Source organism: Brucella tritici (genome assembly GCF_008932295.1).
GTDB classification, from domain to species: Bacteria; Pseudomonadota; Alphaproteobacteria; order Rhizobiales; family Rhizobiaceae; genus Brucella; species Brucella tritici.
The window spans coordinates 33,077-51,590 of sequence record NZ_WBWA01000034.1; the positions used below are offsets into that span (position 1 = coordinate 33,077).

Consider the following 18,514-nt stretch of genomic DNA (forward strand, 5'->3'; position numbering starts at 1 on the left):
GTGGAGCTATCATGTCGAAACCGGTTGTTACCCGTTTTGCCCCCTCGCCCACGGGGTATCTGCACATTGGTGGTGCGCGCACTGCCTTATTCAACTGGCTCTATGCCAAGCACACAGGCGGCAAGATGCTGCTGCGCATCGAAGACACCGACCGGGAACGTTCCACAGACGCCGCAACGGCTGCCATTCTCGATGGCCTGACCTGGCTGGGTCTGGACTGGGACGGCGATGCCATCTCGCAGTTCGAGCGCGCGCCTCGCCATCGCGAAGTAGCGGAAGAACTCGTTGCTCTCGGCAAGGCATATTATTGCTATGCAACGCCGGAAGAACTCGAAGAAATGCGCGAGAAAGCACGGGCCGAAGGCCGCCCCCCGCGTTATGACGGTCGCTGGCGTGATCGTGACCCGTCCGAAGCGCCTGCAGGTGTGAAGCCAGTCATTCGGATCAAGGCACCGCAGGAAGGCGAGACCCTCGTGCAGGATGCAGTGCAAGGCGATGTGCGTTTCCCGAACAAGGATCTGGACGATTTCATCATTCTGCGTTCCGATGGTACGCCGACTTATATGCATGCGGTCGTTGTCGACGATCACGATATGGGTGTGACGCACATCATTCGCGGCGACGATCATCTGACCAATGCCGCTCGACAGACTGTCATCTATGATGCAATGGGCTGGGATGTGCCGCAAATGTCGCATATCCCCCTCATTCATGGTGCGGACGGTGCAAAACTTTCCAAACGACATGGCGCTTTGGGTGTGGATGCCTACCGTGCGATGGGCTATTTGCCTGCAGCCCTGCGCAACTACCTTGTGCGTCTCGGCTGGAGCCATGGCGACGACGAAATCATGTCGACTGAACAGATGATCGAATGGTTCGACGTGAAGGATATCAACAAGGGTGCGGCTCGCTTCGATTTTCAGAAGCTCGAGGCAATCAATGGCGTCTATATGCGCGCCAGCGACGACAAGGCACTTTATGATGCGCTCATCGCAGTTTTGCCGGAAATCGAAGGCGGCAATGAAATTGCCGCTGCTCTGGACGATACGCGAAGCGCGCAATTACTTGCCGCTATGCCTGGTCTGAAAGATCGTGCCAAAACCTTGGTGGAACTTGCTGACGGATCGAAATTCATCTTCGCTACCCGTCCGCTCGACCTTGATGAGAAAGCCGCCTCACTCCTGAATGAGGAAGGCCGTACCGTGCTCAAATCCGTACTCCCGGATCTGGAAGCAGCAGACGAATGGACCGTTGAATCTCTTGATGCCGTCGTAAGGACTCACGCAGAGAAAACCGGACTGAAACTGGGCAAGATTGCACAGCCCCTACGCGCAGCCTTGACCGGTCGCGCTACCTCTCCGGGTGTATTTGACGTGCTTTTCGTCCTTGGACGTGAAGAGTCACTTGGACGTGTTCGCGATCAAATCGGTTAAGGTGGGAACATTCACGCTGACGTGACAAAACCGGCGTAAATAGTTCAAATTACGCATTGCATCACGAACGGTTTGGGATAGTTTGACGGGCAAAATCGTTAGGATAATGCGTGAAACGCCGATGGTACCCGCAGTCCGGGGACCATGCCAAAAGATAAAAGACAAATTATAACGACGATTACAATTCTGCCGTCGTGCGGGCGGCAAAGTGGACATGAAAGGAAACACGATGTCAGATAGGACAGCCAGCTTTACACTAGAAGGCAAAACATTCGACCTGCCTGTGCGACAAGGCACTGTCGGACCAGACGTCGTTGATATCGGTCCACTCTACAAGAATTCCCAAATGTTCACCTACGATCCGGGCTTCACGTCCACGGCATCGTGCGAATCCAAGATCACCTATATCGATGGCGATGAAGGCACTCTGCTCTATCGCGGTTACCCGATCGACCAGCTCGCCGAACATGGTGATTTCCTGGAAACCTGCTATCTGCTTCTCTACGGCGAATTGCCGACTGCAACCCAGAAGTCTGACTTCGACTATCGTGTGACGCGCCACACGATGATCCACGAGCAGATGACGAAGTTCTTTACGGGCTTCCGTCGTGACGCCCATCCAATGGCTGTGATGGTCGGTTGCGTCGGTGCAATGTCGGCCTTCTATCATGACTCGACCGACATCACCGACCCGCATCAGCGTATGGTCGCTTCCATCCGCCTGATCGCCAAGGTTCCGACGCTTGCTGCTATGGCCTACAAATACCATATCGGCCAGCCGTTCATGTATCCGAAGAACGACCTCGATTTCGCATCGAACTTCCTGCACATGTGCTTTGGCGTTCCGTGCGAGGATTACAAGGTCAACCCCGTTCTGGCTCGCGCGATGGACCGCATCTTCATCCTCCACGCGGATCATGAGCAGAACGCCTCGACCTCGACCGTGCGTCTCGCCGGTTCTTCAGGCGCAAATCCATTTGCATGTATCGCTGCCGGCGTTGCCTGTCTCTGGGGCCCTGCCCATGGCGGCGCAAACGAAGCGGCACTCAACATGCTGGCGGAAATTGGCTCTGTTGACCGCATTCCAGAATTCATCGCCCGCGCAAAAGACAAGAACGATCCGTTCCGCCTGATGGGCTTCGGCCACCGCGTCTACAAGAACTACGATCCGCGCGCCAAGATCATGCAGAAGACCTGCCATGAAGTTCTGGGCGAACTCGGTATCAAGGACGATCCGTTGCTCGACGTTGCGATGGAACTGGAAAAGATCGCCCTGACGGACGAATACTTCATTGAGAAGAAGCTTTACCCGAATATCGACTTCTACTCCGGCATCACATTGAAGGCTCTCGGCTTCCCGACCGAAATGTTCACTGTTCTCTTTGCTCTCGCCCGTACCGTCGGCTGGGTCGCACAGTGGAAGGAAATGATCGAAGATCCGCAGCAAAAGATTGGCCGTCCGCGCCAGCTCTATACCGGCGCTGCCGAACGCGATTACGTGCCGCTCGCAAAGCGCAAGTAACTACCAATCACGTGTACGAAAAACCCGGTTGTCAAAGCAACCGGTTTTTTTTTACGTCTTGAGCATTTCAAGCAAAAGGAGAAATCAGTTTCTGGTATCGCCAGCCAGTTCCAGAATAACCTGCGCGCCGATCTCGCCGGAAGGTCGCTCCGTCGCCATAATCGACGCAACTTTGTCAAATCCGTCCAGTTGCGCCTGACGTGCTGATCCGGGCCGCATCAACCGCTCTAGACTGCGGGCAAGCATCCCCGGACGGACAAACTCATTGAAATACTCAGGCACGACCGGTTCGTCAGCGATAATATTTGGCAGGGCCGCACTCCAGATCGTAATCTTCGGCATCAAGAACTTGCGCGCAAACCAGTCGGCTTTATAGGAAAGTACGCTTGGAATACGCGATAGAGCCAGCTCCAGCGACACAGTTCCAGAGGCAGCGAGTGCCGCATCGGCTTTCGAAAAGGCTTTCCATTTTTCCTCATCGCCCAAGACGATGAGCGGTTTGACAGCCCAGTTCTTTGAAAAATCCCGCACCATTTCCTCGATGCGCGGCAAAGTCGGCAGAACGACATCGAGCTTTTCAACACGAGCCGCGAGTTCTCCGACAGCCTGTCCGAACGGCTCCATAAGCAACTGGATTTCAGTGCGACGTGAACCCGGTAAAACAAGCAATGTCTTCCTGGATCTATCGGTTCGTTGCGCTTCCAGCGTTTTTTGCTCAGCCCGCGCCTGCAATATCGGCTCATAACTGGAAAGGCGGTGCCCGACGTAAGTGGCACTCGGCCCGCTTAGCCTCTGCATAACCTCGACTTCAAACGGAAGAATAGTCAGCACATGGTCGAAATAGGCCTTCATCGCCCTGGCGCGTTGCGGACGCCAGGCCCAGACACTCGGCGCTATATATTTCACAATAGGAATTGATGGATTAGCAGCCCTGATCTTCTGGGCAACACGATGGGTAAACTCGGGGCTGTCAATCAGAAGAACGCAGTCCGGCTTCTCAGCAACGATGCGCCGCGCAGTCTGGCCGATACGCCGCATTAGCCCCGGCAAGTTCTTCAGAATTGCACCGAGCCCCATAAGCGCAATCTCGTGCGGGTCAAAGAAGGATGTCATCCCCCTAGCCGCGAGGTGATCCCCGCCAACACCGACGATATCAACCAGCCGGTCAGTCTGGCTTCGCAGAGCATCAATCAGATCGGCACCAAGAAGATCACCGGATTCTTCACCGGCCACGATTGCTATTTTCAATGGCCGGCTGGTGGTGCTCACTTCCTGATATCCTTTCGCTCGCGACTGACAGTCTCTATGAACAGGCCCTTCTCATTGGCTGCCGCGATGGTTTCGCCGAAGCCTAGAATGAATGTCCTGCCCGCCTCAACCGCTATTCCTGATAATCCCGCCTTCGCGGCGTTATCAACTGTCGAAATTCCAATAGTTGGGAGATCGGCTCTTTCGTCCTGCTTCGGCTTAGCCATCTTGACCAGAACGCCACCACGACGCGGTATGCGGCCAGCTACACGCAACTCACGTACACGCTCAATCATTTGGTCTGTGCCTTCAGCCCCTTCCAGCGTCACGACACGTCCGCCAACTGCAACTGCGCCCTGCCCGACATCGAGATCCCCCAATCGAAGCGCAGCTTCCATCGCGAGTTCAAGATTATGACGCTCTCTGGCATCTGGCGCGGTGCGGGTAAGCGCTTGGGCCGGTGATGGAGAAAGCAGATCCGGGACGACTTCGTGGGCACCTACGACTTTGAAACCAAAGGATTCCAGCAGACCGATAAATGCCCGCAGCAGCGCATCGTCGCCTTGCCCCAACGCACGCAACACATAAGGAACCGCGCGCAATGTAGGCCAGTCGAACTTCAGATCGCTAATATGAGGTCTGCTGGTCACCCCTCCCGCAAGGACAACCCGCTCTACACCGGCAGCTTTCATCGACCGCACGAGTTTTGCAAACTCTACGATAGAGATTTCCTGATGCTCATACTTGTAAAGTACCGGATCGGCTTCCCCTCGCAGCGGCACGAGGAAAGGGCTTTGTCCAGCAGCCGCAAGGGCGTCCGCCACACTGATCGGCAGCAAGCCATTGCCGGCAATAACAGCCACGCGTCCCGCATTATCTGCGAGACGCGCTGTTTGTTCCTCAATCTTCGTCGCCGTCATGCCCGGATCCGCCGTGCACCGCATCGAGCGGCGGTGTGCAGTAGGCGCGCTTGGTATCGACATTGATGAAATCGATCATGTCAATGACAGCCGGAGAATCCGGTATCGCAATCAGAACGTCTTTTGCACGGTCCCGAATTGGCTTTGAACGGTCGAACAGCATCCGAACTGCATGACGGAGATTATGAATCTCTTTGCGCTCCATACCGGAACGCTTCATGCCGACAATGTTCAGTCCACCGAGATGAGCGTGCACGCCAATCGCCATTCCGTAAGGAATGAGATCGCTCACAACGGCAGCCATGCCGCCAACAAATGCGTGATGCCCAATGCGCACAAACTGATGGATGGCGGCGCCACCGCCCAGAATCGCATGATGTCCGATCGTCGTATGACCACCGATCATCACATTGTTAGAGAATGTAACGTGATCGCCGATGTCGCAATCATGCGCCACATGGGCGTAGGCCAGAAACGAACAATTATCGCCGATCGACGTGTAGCCCCGCGCGCTGTCGGACCCTCTGTGCATGGTCACGCCTTCGCGGATCAGGCAGTTTGCGCCAATGTTCAGCTTGGTAGGACCGCCCTTGTGCTTGTTATTTTGCGGATCGCAACCGAGAACAGCGTGTGGATAAACCTTCGCGCCTGCACCAAGCGTCGTCGCGCCGGTTACAACGACGTGGCTCATCAGTTCCGAATTGTCGCCGATGACGGCGCCAGACTGAATATGACAGAAGGGGCCGACAGACACACCCTGCCCCAGTTCCACACCCGGCTCTACGAGAGCGGTGGGGTGAATGATTGTTTCTTTCATTGATATGCTCACTGGCTTTCTTCAGCTGTGCTGATCATTGCAGCGACTTCAGCTTCCGCAACCTTTACACCGTCGACCTCGGCGATGCATTCATATTTGGAAATATTTGCGCGTTGCTTGATCTTCTTTACGTGAAGCAAAAGTCTATCTCCCGGTATGACCGGGCGACGGAATTTCGCATTATCTATGGTCATGAAATAAACAACACCGGGACGTCCAGTCTTGCGCTGAAGCAGAGAAATAGCACCTGCCGTCTGCGCCATGGCCTCCACGATTAATACACCCGGCATGATCGGCTTTTCAGGGAAATGCCCAGTAAAATGCGGCTCATTGATCGTCACATTCTTGATGCCGGTTGCTGAGACGTCACCGTCAATATCAACAATCCGGTCGATCAGCAAAAATGGATAGCGATGCGGCAACACTGCCAGAAGATCCTGGATATCCGCTGCTTCCAGCTTGGACTGATTTGCATCACTCATCAGAGGATTGCTCCTTTCTCGATTGCCCCATGCTGCGAATGTTCGCAATATCACGGAACCACTGCTTGATAGGCCGCGCTGGAATACCACCCCATCGCTCACCATCGGGTATGTCATTCATAACACCGCTCGCAGCGGCAATTTGCACGCGCGAGCCGATAATCAAATGGTCGGCAAGTCCTACACGTCCACCCAGCATCGTCTGGTCACCAATGACACAGCTACCTGAGATGCCGCAATGAGCTGCAACGATACAAAAACGACCGATTCGCACGTTGTGAGCGATCTGGACGAGATTATCGATCTTAGTACCTTCACCAATAACGGTATCGTTCAACGAGCCACGGTCAATCGTCGCATTCGCACCAATTTCGACATTGTCCTGTATAATGACTCTGCCAAGCTGGGGAACTTTCTCCAAACCGGCTGGACCTGGAACGTAACCGAAACCGTCTTGTCCAATTCGCACACCTGGATGAAGCGAAACCTGGTTGCCAATAAACGCACACTGGACGGTCACGCCCGGTGCAATATAGCTGTTACGACCAATCTGGCTGCCTTCGCCAATAACCGCCGTTGAGGCAATCAGCGTACCACTTCCAACAGTTACACCCTTGCCGATAACCGCACCCGCCTCAATGGTTGCACCATCTTCGATATGCGCAGTCGGGTGAATAATCGCTGCTGGAGAAACGCCTGTTTCTCCAAACCAGCTGACAGGTCTGACCGAGGCTGGAAACAGCATCCGACCGACCGACGCAAAGTCTCGCTGCGGATTTCGCGTAACGAGCGCAGCTATATGCGACGGTACACTGTCCAGCACGGATTCCGTGCACAGTACACCTGCAGCATTGATCGAGGAGAGACTGTCCGCGTTCTTCTTGCCTTCAACAAAAACAAGAGAACCATCAGCAGCATCTTTAAGAGAAGATAGACGCGCAACAGAACGCGGTGCAAGCTTCGGATCACGAAGTCTTGCACCGGTGAAATCAGCTACATCGCCAATCGTGAGTTCACGCGAAGGCGCGAAAAAAACAGGATCTGCCATCAAAACACTTTCTTCCCCGAGGTTGTTACACCCCGGGAAAAGGCAAATCTATTAGAACTTGGTCGAAACACCGAAGTTGAAGTTCTGAACCTTGTCGGTATCAGCCTTCGCGATCGGGAACGCATAGTCAAAGCGTAGCGGACCGAACGGAGAAGCCCACATCAAGCTCACACCTGCCGAAGCGCGAAGCTTCTTGTCGTCGCCGAGAGCACCATCGGTATTGTTACCGTAAAGCGTTGCCGCATCCGCGAACAGAGCGCCACGGATACCAAGGCTTTCCGGAACGAGCGGCATCGGGAACTGAACTTCTGCCGTACCGTTGAAATAGGTCGTACCGCCCAACCAGTAACGTCTGCCGTCCAGAGCGTCCTGATATGGGCCTATGCCGTTGAACTTGAAGCCGCGAATGATGTCCGAATTATTCTTGAACAAATCGAAGATGCGAACACCGTCGTTACCAAACTCATGGATATAACCACCACCGACGCCCAGCATACCGACGATATCGGCTTCCTGAGAAAGCGTCTTGTAGTAGTTAGCCTTGGCGGTCGTCTTGATGTACTTCGCATCACCACCCAGACCGGCAAACTCCTGCGTGAACTTGCCATAAAGACCATCATGTGGGTTCTTCATGTCATCAATGGAGTTGTAGGTCAGCGAATAACTGATCGAAGAACGAATCCACGGGCTATTTTCAGCCGCCTCCAACAGCGCTGGCGCATAGTACGTCTCTCTGTCCGGACGGAAGAGATCATACTTTTCCTGAACCAGATTATACGCAATACCGGCCGAGAAATTGTCTGTAATTGGCAGACCAAAACGAATCGTACCACCGGTCTGTTCAACGTCGTAATCGTCGTTCACACGGTACGAACGGCGGAACACATCGAAACCAGCCGAGAGACGGTATCCGAGGAAATATGGCTCGGTGAACGACAGGCCGTAATTGCGCATATCGTCCTGACCGGCACCCGCACTAATACGGATGTACTGGCCACGTCCGAGGAAGTTACGCTCAGTGATAGCAGCTTCAACCTGTGCACCTGGAGATTCACCGCCAGTCGTGTAGCCGCCACCGATCGAGAATTCACCCGTCGACTTTTCGACGACATCAACTACCAGAATGACCTGATCCGGCTCCGAGCCCGGCGCAGTCGAGATATTGACTGTCTGGAAGAAGTCAAGCGCTTCGAGACGTCGCTTCGCACGCTGCACCATAACCTGATTGAAAGCATCGCCTTCATTCATGTCGAACTCGCGACGAATCACGAAGTCACGGGTCTTGTCGTTGCCGCGGATTTCAATGCGCTGAATGTAAGCGCGCGGACCCTCGTCAACACTATAAACGACCGAGATTGTATGATTGTCGAAATCGCGATCACCACGTGGCTCAACCTTGGCGAAAGCGTAACCGCTACCGGCAACATTTTCAGTAACAGCAAGAACCGAATCTTCGATTTCCTTGGCGCTGTAAGGCTTGCCCGAGCGGGTCTTGACCAGATGATCCAGAGCCTGCCCATCAACACCGTCAACGTTGCTCTCGACGCTTACATTGCCAAACGTATAACGCTGACCTTCATCAACCGTGATGGTGATCGTGTATTCGTTCGTTGAAGGATCAAGAACCGCATTCGACGAGATGACACGGAAATCCGCATAGCCGCGATTGTAATAGAAACGACGGAGCGTTTCCTCGTCAGCCTGAAGACGACCTTCATCATAAACGTCGTTACGCGTCAGCCACGAAAGCGGATTCGAACGCTTGGTCGAGATCACGTCGCGCAGACGGCGGGCACTGAATGCCTGATTGCCGACGAAATCGACATTTGCGATCTTCGTGCGCGAGCCTTCATTGATTTCATAGACGACGTTTACACGTCCCTGACCAAGATCAACCGTGCGCGCATTTACAGTCGCATCACTGCGCCCGATATGTGCATAGGCTCCCTTGATGGCTTCAACGTCAGCTTCCATGGTCGCTGCGTCGTAAGGCGAACGCGGCTTGAGTTGAACAGCACGAGTAAGATCAGGATCCTTGATCTTCTTGTTGCCCTGGAAAAGGACGTTATTGACGACGGAACGCTCAGAAACATTCACGACGAGCGTGCTGCCGGACTGATTGATGCGAACATCCGAGAACAGACCCATCGCGAACAGACGCTTCACCGCAGCATCAATATCAGCGCTGGTGAAGGCCTTGCCCGGACGAATATCGATGTTGTCACGGATGGACTGTGCGTCGACGCGTGTATTACCGCGTACCTCGATACGGCTAACGACAGCAGCCTCGGCAACATTAACCGAAGCCAGCGAGAGTGCAGCAGTACCCGAAGCCACAAGAGCCACTGACATGGCGAGCGCAGAAGCGGCGCCAAAGAATTTAGAACTTGCCGTCATAGGCTTTCCGAACCTTCGTTTCTTTCTGTCCCCGGGGCGATTAACCCAGAAAAGCACGTACAGATACAACCGTCATACCCGGTTTTTCCATACAAGCAAGCGTCACGGTTAAATTCTGTTTACTTAAGCAACCAGCGTGGCATCCGCGCCACGCGATTTAAGCGTTATGGTAAACAAATCGCTTAGCTTTTCCAGCAGTCACTCCCAATTTTCACTTCTGTTTAACACCTTCCCCGATCCTCGCCGGAGAAGATATGCATCATAGCGGTTAGCTGACTGGAACTCTCCAGCCTGCACCAATCCCCAAGATCACCACCTGAGCCAGCCGGAGAGTCATCTAGCAGGCAAACAGGTCGTTGAAAAGTACGAACCCCATGAATCCCATAACAAGTAGGAACCCTGCCCGGTAGAAAATTTCCTGCGCTGCAGCAGATACCGGACTACCCTTTATGGCTTCCACCGCATAGAAAACCAAATGACCACCATCAAGTGGGGGCAGTGGAAACAGGTTCAAAAGCCCAATACCGACAGACAACATCGCCATCAACTGAATGAGCCAGTCAAAACCCTGACTTGCCGCCTTGCCAGCCATATTGGCAATTTTCACCGGACCGCCGAGCTGACATTTATCCTCACGCCCCACGGCGAAACGCTGGAAGAACTCACCCGTGCGACTGATAATATAGCCTGTCTCCATGACAGCTTGTCCCACTGATTCGAGGGGACCATATTCAATCCGGCGGAAATTACCGACGGCTTCCGTGGTTTCCACGCCGATGGCGCCAAGCTTAATTTTGTTTCCAAGCGGGTCGGTTCGCTCGACAATTGCCGGAACCGCCTGCAGGTCAACCATCTTGCCGTCACGCTCGACTGTGAAGTTCAGCTTGTCTCCTGCGCGGCCAGACACGATACGCTGCACATCGGAAAAAGTTGTGATCTTTTCACCGTCGACACTGATAAAGCGATCTCCGGCCTCAAACCCGGCCTCTGCTGCAGGACTGCCGAGCTGGACGCCAGCAATAAGCGGATCGGAAATCTGACGCCCATAGAGTGCGAAGAAGACACTGAAGATAACTATCGTCAGAATGATATTAAAAGCGGGGCCGGCAAAGACGGTCGCCGCACGTTTCCATACAGGCTGGGTGTGAAATGCTCTTTGCTGCTCATCTGCACTCAGGCTTGCATTATCGACGTCGACCGGAGAACTCGTGGCGCTCTCATCTCCGATGAACTTGACATAGCCCCCCAATGGAATAGCGGAAATCTTCCACCGCGTTCCGTGTTTGTCCGTGAACCCGATCAGTTCGGGTCCAAACCCGATAGAAAACGCCTGTGAGCCAATGCCGCACCAGCGTGCAACCAGATAATGGCCCATCTCATGGACAAAAACCACAACGGTCAGAACAAAGAGAAATGGAATGATGGTCCCGACAAGCAGTCTTTCGCCACCCAGAAAAAAGGCCAATGCCTCCTGCAAATCACTACTCCTTACACAACGCTAGTGGTCTGATTCCGACATTTGCATCCCTCGGATATGAGCGCCGAACGAGTTTTCGGTAATCCCATAAACTCATCCATCGCCCCCTTAGAAACTGAAGAATATCGCGGACGGTACGTCTGGCTCGGCAAAAATTGCACCAAACAGGTACAAAAGTGCGGCAGCAGCAACAAGTCCGTCCACGCGATCCAGAACACCGCCATGTCCCGGCAAAAGGCGTCCTGAGTCCTTTGCGCCGAACTGGCGCTTCACCCATGATTCTGCAAGATCACCGATCTGCGAAACGATAGACAGCAGTAATGCGAGCAGCGGTACGAGCCAGCTACCGGGTGCAGCCACAAGAGATGCGACCAGAATGCCACCAGCTACAGCAGCAGCGGCACCGCCAATGGCGCCGGACCACGTCTTGTTCGGTGAGAAGCGAGGAGCCAGCTTCGGCCCGCCCAACGCCCGGCCATTAAAATAGGCTGCAATATCGGTGGACCAGACAACAGCGAAAAGGAAAACGATGGCTGTAAAGCCGAAAGGTTCATCTCCGCGCAGAAGGGAAAGCGAAACAGCGGAGAAACCCGCATAGAAAAGCCCTGCTGCCGACCAGCCGCGCCCTGTCCGCCATTGTGTAACCAGAAGAAGGAGAGTACCCACCAACAGAACACCAATCGTCAGTAAGGCGCTCCGGTCCAAAACGAGCAAAATGCTGGTAAGCACCAGCCAGCCCCAACCGAACACCTGCGAAAACAATGTCTGCTTCGGCGCTGTCAGGCTCGTCCATTCGTGGAACATGGCCAATCCGATCGCAATCGAAAACAGCGTAAAACCCAAACCGCCGACCCATGTCAGCCACAAGGCAGCTGCACCGAGAACAATGGCGGTAATGATGCGGGTTTGCAGATTGGACATTGAGACCTTTCGACGGACTGGCTTGCGCCATATTAGAGCATTCTCAGTCGTTCCACCCCTCTGGAACCACTTTATACAGCCGCCCCCTTGGTCGAAGGGCATGCGATTTTTTCTTCACGTTCTTCCAGCCCGGCGCGTACTTCAACACCGCCGAATCGACGCTCGCGCTGGCGAAATGCCTCATAGGCTGCATCTAGATCGGAGGATCGAAAATCTGGCCAATGAATTGGCAGGAACAGAAACTCGGAATACGCCGCTTGCCAGAGCAGAAAATTCGACAGGCGCATTTCCCCGCTCGTACGGATAATGAGATCCGGATCGGGTATCCCGGCAGTATCGAGATTCGCAGAAATCAGTTCACTGGAAATAGAAGCCGGATCAAGCAGCCCAGCAGCGACATCGCGCGCCAGGCTACGAACAGCACGGACTATCTCATCCCGGGAACCGTAGTTGAAAGCTATGATCAGATTGAGGCCCGTGTTGCGAAGCGTAAGCGTTTCCGCTTCGACCAACAGCGCACGGATATCCGCGGCAAGTTCCTCGCGTTCGCCGATAATGCTGACCCGCACATTATTGCGGTGCAATTCGGCGAGATCGCGACGGATGAAAATCTTCAGCAGGCCCAGAAGGTCATTTACCTCACCGCTCGGGCGGGACCAGTTTTCTGAAGAGAACGCAAACAATGTAAGGTAGCCGAGGCCACGGTCCCCGGCTGCCCGTACAGTCTCACGAAGAGCTTCCACGCCCGCCCGGTGTCCGGCGCTGCGTGGCAAATTGCGTGCCTTTGCCCAACGGCCATTGCCATCCATGATAATGGCGATGTGGCGCGGATCGGACATGGCCAAGCTCTCCCTCAATGAAAATCATGCAAGTCCTAGACCTGCATGATCTCCCCTTCTTTCACAGCGACGACCTTATCCATCTCAGCGATGGTTTCGTCGGTCAGCTTCTGCACCTTTTCGGACAGGACGCGACCATCATCCTGACTGATGAGGCTGTCCTTCTCTAGTTTTTTCAGCGTGTCCATGCCGTCGCGACGAACATGGCGAGCAGCAATACGGCCCTGCTCAGCATATTGATGTGCAATCTTGACCAATTCCTTGCGGCGCTGTTCGTTCAATTCCGGCAGTGGAATGCGCAGCGTCGTGCCATCAGTGATAGGATTGAGACCAAGACCGGAATCGCGAATTGCGCGCTCCACAGCCCCCACCATGCTCTTGTCCCATACGGAAACCGAGAGCATACGCGATTCGGGAACAGTGATATTGGCAACCTGATTGATCGGCATTGTCGAGCCATAGGCTTCGATCACGATCGGCTCCAGCAAGCTTGCAGAAGCACGGCCCGTGCGCAGACCATTAAGGTCATGCTTCAAAGAGTTGATGGCGCCTTCCATGCGGCGTTTCAGGTCGTTGATGTCGAAAGCATCACTCATGCATTTTCTCCTTCGATACGCAGCAAAGGTCGATCAATTATCGGAAACGATCGTGCAGCGCCCCTTGCCTTGCAGAATTTCGGCCAAGCCGCCGTTTTCATGGATGGAATAGACTATTATCGGAATGTTGTTCTCACGCGCAAGGGCAACAGCGGCTGTATCCATGACTGCAAGTCCGCGATCGAGAACTTCTTTGTGCGTCAGACTGTCAAAACGCGTTGCGTTCGGGTCTTTCTTCGGGTCGGCGGAATAGATTCCGTCAACCTGTGTGCCCTTCAACAACGCATCCGCTTCAATTTCTGCGGCGCGAAGAGCAGCAGCCGAATCCGTCGTAAAGAATGGATTTCCGGTGCCGCCAGCAAAAATCACGACCTTGCCCTCATCCATATAAGCCGTCGCCTGTCTCTGCGAGAAGCTCTCACAAATTTCAGGCATGGCTATGGCCGAAAGCACGACAGAATCGACACCAATCTTGTGAAGGGAGGTGCGTAGCGCCAGCGAATTGATGACCGTGCCTAACATGCCCATGTGATCGCCTGTAACGCGATCTCCGCCTTTGGAGGCCACAGCAACACCACGGAAAATATTACCGCCGCCGATCACGACGCCAACTTCCACACCAAGCGACCGAGCCTGCTTGATATCGTTCGCAATACGGTCTGCTACTGAAACATCTATGCCAAAGCCCTGACTGCCCATTAATGCCTCGCCAGAGGCTTTCAAAAGGACGCGTTTGTAGGCGGGCTTACCGGACATTGGATGCTCTCCGCAGATTGTGATCAAGTGGTTGTGTTCGGGTTCCGATACACGAAGGGCACCGCGTTGTCACGCGATGCCCTTCATAATCAAAAGCCTTTTCAGGCAATAACCGATTAGCCCTTAGCGGCGGCAGCTACTTCAGCAGCAAAATCGGTTTCTTCCTTCTCGATGCCTTCGCCGAGAGCAACACGGACAAAGCCGGTGATCTTGGCCGGTGCACCGATGGTCTTTTCAGCTTCCTTGAGAGCAGCTGCAACCGTCAGATCAGGATTGATGACGAAAGCCTGCGAAAGAAGAACAACTTCTTCGTAGAACTTGCGCATACGGCCTTCGATCATCTTTTCGATGATGTTGTCCGGCTTGCCGGATTCACGGGCCTGCTCGATGAAGATCGCCTTTTCGCGCTCGGCAGCAGCCGGGTCAACATCTTCAGCGGTCAGAGCCAGCGGGTTGATTGCAGCAACGTGCATGGCAACCTGGCGGCCAAATGCATTTGCAGCTTCTGCATCGCCAGCGGTTTCGATTGCAACGAGAACGCCGAGTTTGCCGAGGCCATCAGCAACACCATTGTGGATGTAGGTCGCGACAGCGCCCTGCGAGACGGTCAGCGCAGCCGAACGGCGGAAGCCAATGTTTTCACCGATGGTGGCAACAGCGTCCTTTGCCGTTTCGGTAACGGTCTTACCGTCAACGTTGGCGTTAGCAACAGCTTCGGTCGAACCGTCGGTCGACAGAGCGGCCTGAGCGATCTTGCGGACCAGATCCTGGAAAGCATCGTTGCGGGCAACGAAGTCGGTTTCAGAGTTGACTTCAACGACAACAGCCTTGTTGCCGGAAGCTGCAACGCCAACCAGACCTTCGGCAGCCGTGCGGCCAGCCTTCTTGTCAGCCTTTGCAATACCCTTGGCGCGCAGCCAGTCAACGGCAGCTTCAATATCGCCATTGGTTTCAGCAAGTGCTGTCTTGCAGTCCATCATGCCAGCGCCGGTGAGGTCGCGGAGTTCTTTGACGAGAGATGCGGAAATGCTCATGATATCGCCTTTCATGAAAGCGAAGGCACACCGGATGGGTGTGCCAACTTTTAACCGGCGCTTGGTTTCTGGATCGCAATTGGACTGAGCATTGCACTTCAGGAATCACAATCCCGCACCGGGATGAAACGAGATTATCCACCCGCCCTATCACAGATATGACGGATGGATGAAATCATACGCCGATTAAGCGCCTTCAGCCGGAGCTTCGAGGGCTGGCTCAACCGGAGCTTCAGCCTGCGCACCGACGTCGATGCCCATTGCGCCCTGCTGGCGAGCAATACCGTCGAGAGCAGCACGAGCAATCAGATCGCAATAGAGAGCGATAGCACGTGCGGCGTCGTCGTTGCCCGGAATCGGGTAGTCGATCTGGTCTGGATCGCAGTTCGAGTCGATCACTGCTACAACCGGAATACCAAGACGCTTGGCTTCCTGAATAGCAATCGCTTCCTTGTTGGTGTCGATGATGAACATCAGGTCCGGAACCGAACCCATGTCCTTGATACCGCCGAGGGCACGGTCAAGCTTTTCACGCTCGCGCTCAAGGTTCAGACGTTCCTTCTTGGTGAAGCCCTGAGCTTCGCCAGCCAGAAGTTCGTCGAGCTTGCGCAGACGCTGGATCGAATTGGAGATCGTCTTCCAGTTGGTCATCATGCCGCCGAGCCAGCGTGCATTGACGTAGTACTGTGCCGAACGATTGGCAGCATCGGCGATGATATCCGAAGCCTGACGCTTCGTGCCGACGAACAGAACGCGACCGCCGCGAGCAACCGTATCCGAAACGATCTTCAGCGCATTGTGCAGCAGAGGAACGGTCTGGGACAGATCGAGAATGTGGATGTTGTTACGGTCACCATAGATGTATGGCGCCATTTTCGGGTTCCAGCGATGGGTCTGGTGGCCGAAGTGAACACCAGCTTCCAGAAGCTGGCGCATGCTGAAATCAGGCAATGCCATCTTTATTTTCCTTTTCCGGTTTAACCTCCACGGGCTGAGGCGATTTCTCGCCACCGGAGGTTTTTGCCGGATTTCTCCCGACAAAAGCCCAATCCCGTGTGTGGAATAGGCGCGCTGTTAACTGATCGCGCCGTAAATTGCAAGTCGTCTACACGATATAGCATCGAACAGACGAACAAACACGCCAGCCAGCGTGCTTATTTGCACGTCGCAGCCTGCTTTGCCGCATCATACACATCAAGCTTCACAAGCTTTCCGCGCATGGAGAAATCTCCATAGTCCATAGTGAGGTCGCGGGTAATACCATTGCGATAAAGCTTGAAATTGATACGGTAGATTGGCAAGCCGTCCTGCTTTTCCTTGTCATCAAAATAGGCAATCGTCACCGGCCAGACCTGATCCTTGGAAAATTTGCCCATGACCTTGGTCTCGTCATCCGGCAGAGACTGCTCCTTGCCAACGACGACGGTGGTAGCAACCACCCTGTCAGCATCTTCGGAAGCATCGAAAAGCGACGTCTGGTAGAATTTCTGCCCAGCTGCGGCCTTGCCGATCAGTTCTTCCATATGTCCGGTCGGAAATTGCGTTCCCTTGAGGTCAAGCTTGTTTTCCTTCGGCTTGCTCAATTCAACGACTGTCTTGCCACCCTCGAGCTTCGCGTCACCGCGCACTTCCTTGACCAGTTCCTTATCCACGAAGGTCTTGTTGACGAAACGGAAGTTCTTTCCGTCTGCACCTTCGAAAGTCGTCGTTTGCTGGTCGGTCACGCGCTGCGGCTGTTCTTCCATATCGATCCGCGTCACGAAGCGGAAATTAGTAGTGTAGCCTTCACATGCAGATCCGTTGAACTCGTAGACCATACGGCCGGTCAAACCACTGATTCCCGACTTTTCATCGGCACGATCCAGAGTCAGATCATAGACTGCGCGATGCGGAACCAACGTTACCGTCGAGGCCGCATGAGCGACACCAGCAAATCCGGCCCATACACAAGCAGCCGTTCCACTCGCCACAACCGCACTCTTGAAAAAACGCATACATGAATCTCCCGATGAGTTGACGAGCATGATAAAAAAACTCGTGGCGGAAGCGAGGCAAAAAACGCACCTTCCCAAAAGCTTCACCGATTCTGCCTATAGGTAGATCGCGAAGTACCTTTACAAGCAAGGATTAATGCAATGACCGACACAATCGACAGCCGCCTTAAAAATCTGGGTATATCCATTCCGGAAGCTGCGGCACCCGCCGCCAACTACGTTCCTTTTGCGCAAAGCGGTTCGCTGCTTCTCACATCTGGCCAGCTCCCGCTGGAAGGCGGCAAGCTTGTGCATACGGGTCAGATCGGTGATGAGCTGACGGTTGCGCATGGACAAGCTGCGGCGCGTGCCTGCGCTGTCAATATCCTTGCCCAGGCAAAGGCCGCTCTCGGTGACCTTGGCCGCATCAAGCGCATTGTGAAGATTACTGCCTTCGTGGCCTCCACGCCCGATTTCGTGGAACAGCACCTTGTGGCCAATGGCGCCTCCGATCTCCTCGTGGCGGTTCTCGGCGATGCCGGCAAACACGCCCGCTCGGCTGTTGGCGTTGCGAGTCTACCCCTCAATGCACCTGTTGAAATAGAAGCGATCATCGAGGTTGCCTGACATGACTTCCATCGACTGGATCAGGAAGCGTCCCGTTGCCCATCGCGGATTGCACGACCTCAATAAAGAGCGCTGGGAAAACACCCTTTCAGCGTTCGAGGCAGCAGTCAAAGCGGGGTTCGCTATCGAATGCGATGTGCATCTCACCCGTGACGGCGGTGTTGTCGTCTTTCACGACGATGAACTGAAGCGCCTTGCCGGTTGCGAAGGCTACATCAGCGATTTGACGCTTGCCGAAGCCACCGCACTGAAGATCGGAGGCACCGCAGATCATGTGCCAACGCTTCGTCAGATGCTTGATCTGGTCGATGGTCGTGTTCCTCTCGTCATCGAGCTGAAGGGTATCGAAGGCAAAGATGACGGTCTGGTTGCCGCTGTCGCCATAGAACTGGCGTCCTATAAGGGCGAAGCTGCGATCATGTCT

18 protein-coding genes are annotated in these 18,514 nt (G+C 54.4%); 4 read left to right on the forward strand and 14 right to left on the reverse strand.

The window, feature by feature from the left end; genetic code table 11:
- Positions 1-11 precede the first annotated feature (11 nt).
- On the forward strand, positions 12-1,433 hold the full coding sequence (gene gltX / locus F9K91_RS22995; RefSeq protein ID WP_151678826.1) for a glutamate--tRNA ligase: 1,422 nt from the start codon (positions 12-14) through the stop codon (positions 1,431-1,433).
- Positions 1,434-1,662: 229 nt separating this feature from the next.
- Positions 1,663-2,955 carry a citrate synthase gene (gene gltA, locus F9K91_RS23000; protein ID WP_061346486.1) on the forward strand — a complete coding sequence of 431 codons (1,293 nt, stop codon included), beginning with the start codon at positions 1,663-1,665 and terminating at the stop codon, positions 2,953-2,955.
- An 84-nt stretch (positions 2,956-3,039) separates the two neighbouring features.
- Here the strand turns inward: gltA and lpxB are convergent, their stop codons facing one another.
- From lpxB to eipB, 14 genes are all read right to left on the reverse strand, one after another.
- Positions 3,040-4,224 carry a lipid-A-disaccharide synthase gene (lpxB, locus tag F9K91_RS23005; protein ID WP_151678827.1) on the reverse strand — a complete coding sequence of 395 codons (1,185 nt, stop codon included), beginning with the start codon at positions 4,222-4,224 and terminating at the stop codon, positions 3,040-3,042.
- Positions 4,221-5,123 carry an LpxI family protein gene (locus F9K91_RS23010; RefSeq protein ID WP_151556462.1) on the reverse strand — a complete coding sequence of 301 codons (903 nt, stop codon included), beginning with the start codon at positions 5,121-5,123 and terminating at the stop codon, positions 4,221-4,223. The genes lpxB and F9K91_RS23010 overlap by 4 nt, the downstream gene beginning before the upstream one ends.
- The gene (lpxA, locus tag F9K91_RS23015; RefSeq protein ID WP_151678828.1) at positions 5,104-5,940 is read right to left on the reverse strand and encodes an acyl-ACP--UDP-N-acetylglucosamine O-acyltransferase; all 837 of its coding nucleotides are present in this window, start codon (positions 5,938-5,940) and stop codon (positions 5,104-5,106) included. The genes F9K91_RS23010 and lpxA overlap by 20 nt, the downstream gene beginning before the upstream one ends.
- Positions 5,941-5,948: 8 nt before the next feature.
- A complete protein-coding gene (gene fabZ, locus F9K91_RS23020; RefSeq protein ID WP_151556460.1) occupies positions 5,949-6,422 on the reverse strand; it encodes a 3-hydroxyacyl-ACP dehydratase FabZ in 474 nt (157 codons plus the stop codon).
- On the reverse strand, positions 6,415-7,470 hold the full coding sequence (gene lpxD / locus F9K91_RS23025) for a UDP-3-O-(3-hydroxymyristoyl)glucosamine N-acyltransferase (RefSeq protein WP_151678833.1): 1,056 nt from the start codon (positions 7,468-7,470) through the stop codon (positions 6,415-6,417). The genes fabZ and lpxD overlap by 8 nt, the downstream gene beginning before the upstream one ends.
- Positions 7,471-7,521: 51 nt before the next feature.
- Entirely contained in the window at positions 7,522-9,867 is a 2,346-nt protein-coding gene (bamA, locus tag F9K91_RS23030; RefSeq protein ID WP_151678829.1) for an outer membrane protein assembly factor BamA, read from the reverse strand.
- A 337-nt stretch (positions 9,868-10,204) separates the two neighbouring features.
- Positions 10,205-11,344 carry an RIP metalloprotease RseP gene (rseP, locus tag F9K91_RS23035; protein ID WP_151678830.1) on the reverse strand — a complete coding sequence of 380 codons (1,140 nt, stop codon included), beginning with the start codon at positions 11,342-11,344 and terminating at the stop codon, positions 10,205-10,207.
- 108 nt (positions 11,345-11,452) lie between these two features.
- Positions 11,453-12,265: a phosphatidate cytidylyltransferase gene (locus F9K91_RS23040; protein ID WP_151652479.1), complete on the reverse strand. Its 813-nt coding sequence runs from the start codon at positions 12,263-12,265 to the stop codon at positions 11,453-11,455.
- Between the two features lie 71 nt (positions 12,266-12,336).
- Positions 12,337-13,104 (reverse strand): isoprenyl transferase, encoded by a 768-nt coding sequence (locus F9K91_RS23045; RefSeq protein WP_151556455.1) that lies wholly within the window; start codon positions 13,102-13,104, stop codon positions 12,337-12,339.
- A gap of 35 nt (positions 13,105-13,139) precedes the next feature.
- Entirely contained in the window at positions 13,140-13,700 is a 561-nt protein-coding gene (gene frr, locus F9K91_RS23050; protein ID WP_010659979.1) for a ribosome recycling factor, read from the reverse strand.
- A gap of 33 nt (positions 13,701-13,733) precedes the next feature.
- Positions 13,734-14,456: a UMP kinase gene (pyrH, locus tag F9K91_RS23055; protein ID WP_151556454.1), complete on the reverse strand. Its 723-nt coding sequence runs from the start codon at positions 14,454-14,456 to the stop codon at positions 13,734-13,736.
- Positions 14,457-14,572: 116 nt separating this feature from the next.
- Complete coding sequence (tsf, locus tag F9K91_RS23060) at positions 14,573-15,490, reverse strand: translation elongation factor Ts (protein ID WP_151678831.1); 918 nt, start codon at positions 15,488-15,490, stop codon at positions 14,573-14,575.
- Between the two features lie 186 nt (positions 15,491-15,676).
- Complete coding sequence (gene rpsB, locus F9K91_RS23065) at positions 15,677-16,447, reverse strand: 30S ribosomal protein S2 (RefSeq protein ID WP_010659976.1); 771 nt, start codon at positions 16,445-16,447, stop codon at positions 15,677-15,679.
- Between the two features lie 197 nt (positions 16,448-16,644).
- Positions 16,645-17,484, reverse strand: a complete 840-nt coding sequence (eipB, locus tag F9K91_RS23070; RefSeq protein WP_151678832.1) for a cell envelope integrity protein EipB — start codon at positions 17,482-17,484, stop codon at positions 16,645-16,647.
- 141 nt (positions 17,485-17,625) lie between these two features.
- Here eipB and F9K91_RS23075 point away from each other — a divergent pair, with 141 nt between their 5' ends.
- The gene (locus tag F9K91_RS23075) at positions 17,626-18,090 is read left to right on the forward strand and encodes a RidA family protein (RefSeq protein ID WP_006471616.1); all 465 of its coding nucleotides are present in this window, start codon (positions 17,626-17,628) and stop codon (positions 18,088-18,090) included.
- Position 18,091: 1 nt separating this feature from the next.
- Positions 18,092-18,514 (forward strand): glycerophosphodiester phosphodiesterase family protein (locus tag F9K91_RS23080; RefSeq protein ID WP_268891698.1); only part of this gene is annotated, 423 nt, incomplete at its 3' end.

Coding starts and splice junctions, on each gene's coding strand:
- gltX (WP_151678826.1), top strand. CDS start 12: ATGTCGAAACCGGTTGTTACCCGTTTTGCCCCCTCGCCCACGGGGTAT.
- fabZ (WP_151556460.1), bottom strand. CDS start 6,422: ATGAGTGATGCAAATCAGTCCAAGCTGGAAGCAGCGGATATCCAGGAT.
- bamA (WP_151678829.1), bottom strand. CDS start 9,867: ATGACGGCAAGTTCTAAATTCTTTGGCGCCGCTTCTGCGCTCGCCATG.
- eipB (WP_151678832.1), bottom strand. CDS start 17,484: ATGCGTTTTTTCAAGAGTGCGGTTGTGGCGAGTGGAACGGCTGCTTGT.
- gltA (WP_061346486.1), top strand. CDS start 1,663: ATGTCAGATAGGACAGCCAGCTTTACACTAGAAGGCAAAACATTCGAC.
- lpxD (WP_151678833.1), bottom strand. CDS start 7,470: ATGGCAGATCCTGTTTTTTTCGCGCCTTCGCGTGAACTCACGATTGGC.
- F9K91_RS23010 (WP_151556462.1), bottom strand. CDS start 5,123: ATGACGGCGACGAAGATTGAGGAACAAACAGCGCGTCTCGCAGATAAT.
- lpxA (WP_151678828.1), bottom strand. CDS start 5,940: ATGAAAGAAACAATCATTCACCCCACCGCTCTCGTAGAGCCGGGTGTG.
- pyrH (WP_151556454.1), bottom strand. CDS start 14,456: ATGTCCGGTAAGCCCGCCTACAAACGCGTCCTTTTGAAAGCCTCTGGC.
- F9K91_RS23075 (WP_006471616.1), top strand. CDS start 17,626: ATGACCGACACAATCGACAGCCGCCTTAAAAATCTGGGTATATCCATT.
- F9K91_RS23040 (WP_151652479.1), bottom strand. CDS start 12,265: ATGTCCAATCTGCAAACCCGCATCATTACCGCCATTGTTCTCGGTGCA.
- tsf (WP_151678831.1), bottom strand. CDS start 15,490: ATGAGCATTTCCGCATCTCTCGTCAAAGAACTCCGCGACCTCACCGGC.
- F9K91_RS23045 (WP_151556455.1), bottom strand. CDS start 13,104: ATGTCCGATCCGCGCCACATCGCCATTATCATGGATGGCAATGGCCGT.
- frr (WP_010659979.1), bottom strand. CDS start 13,700: ATGAGTGATGCTTTCGACATCAACGACCTGAAACGCCGCATGGAAGGC.
- rpsB (WP_010659976.1), bottom strand. CDS start 16,447: ATGGCATTGCCTGATTTCAGCATGCGCCAGCTTCTGGAAGCTGGTGTT.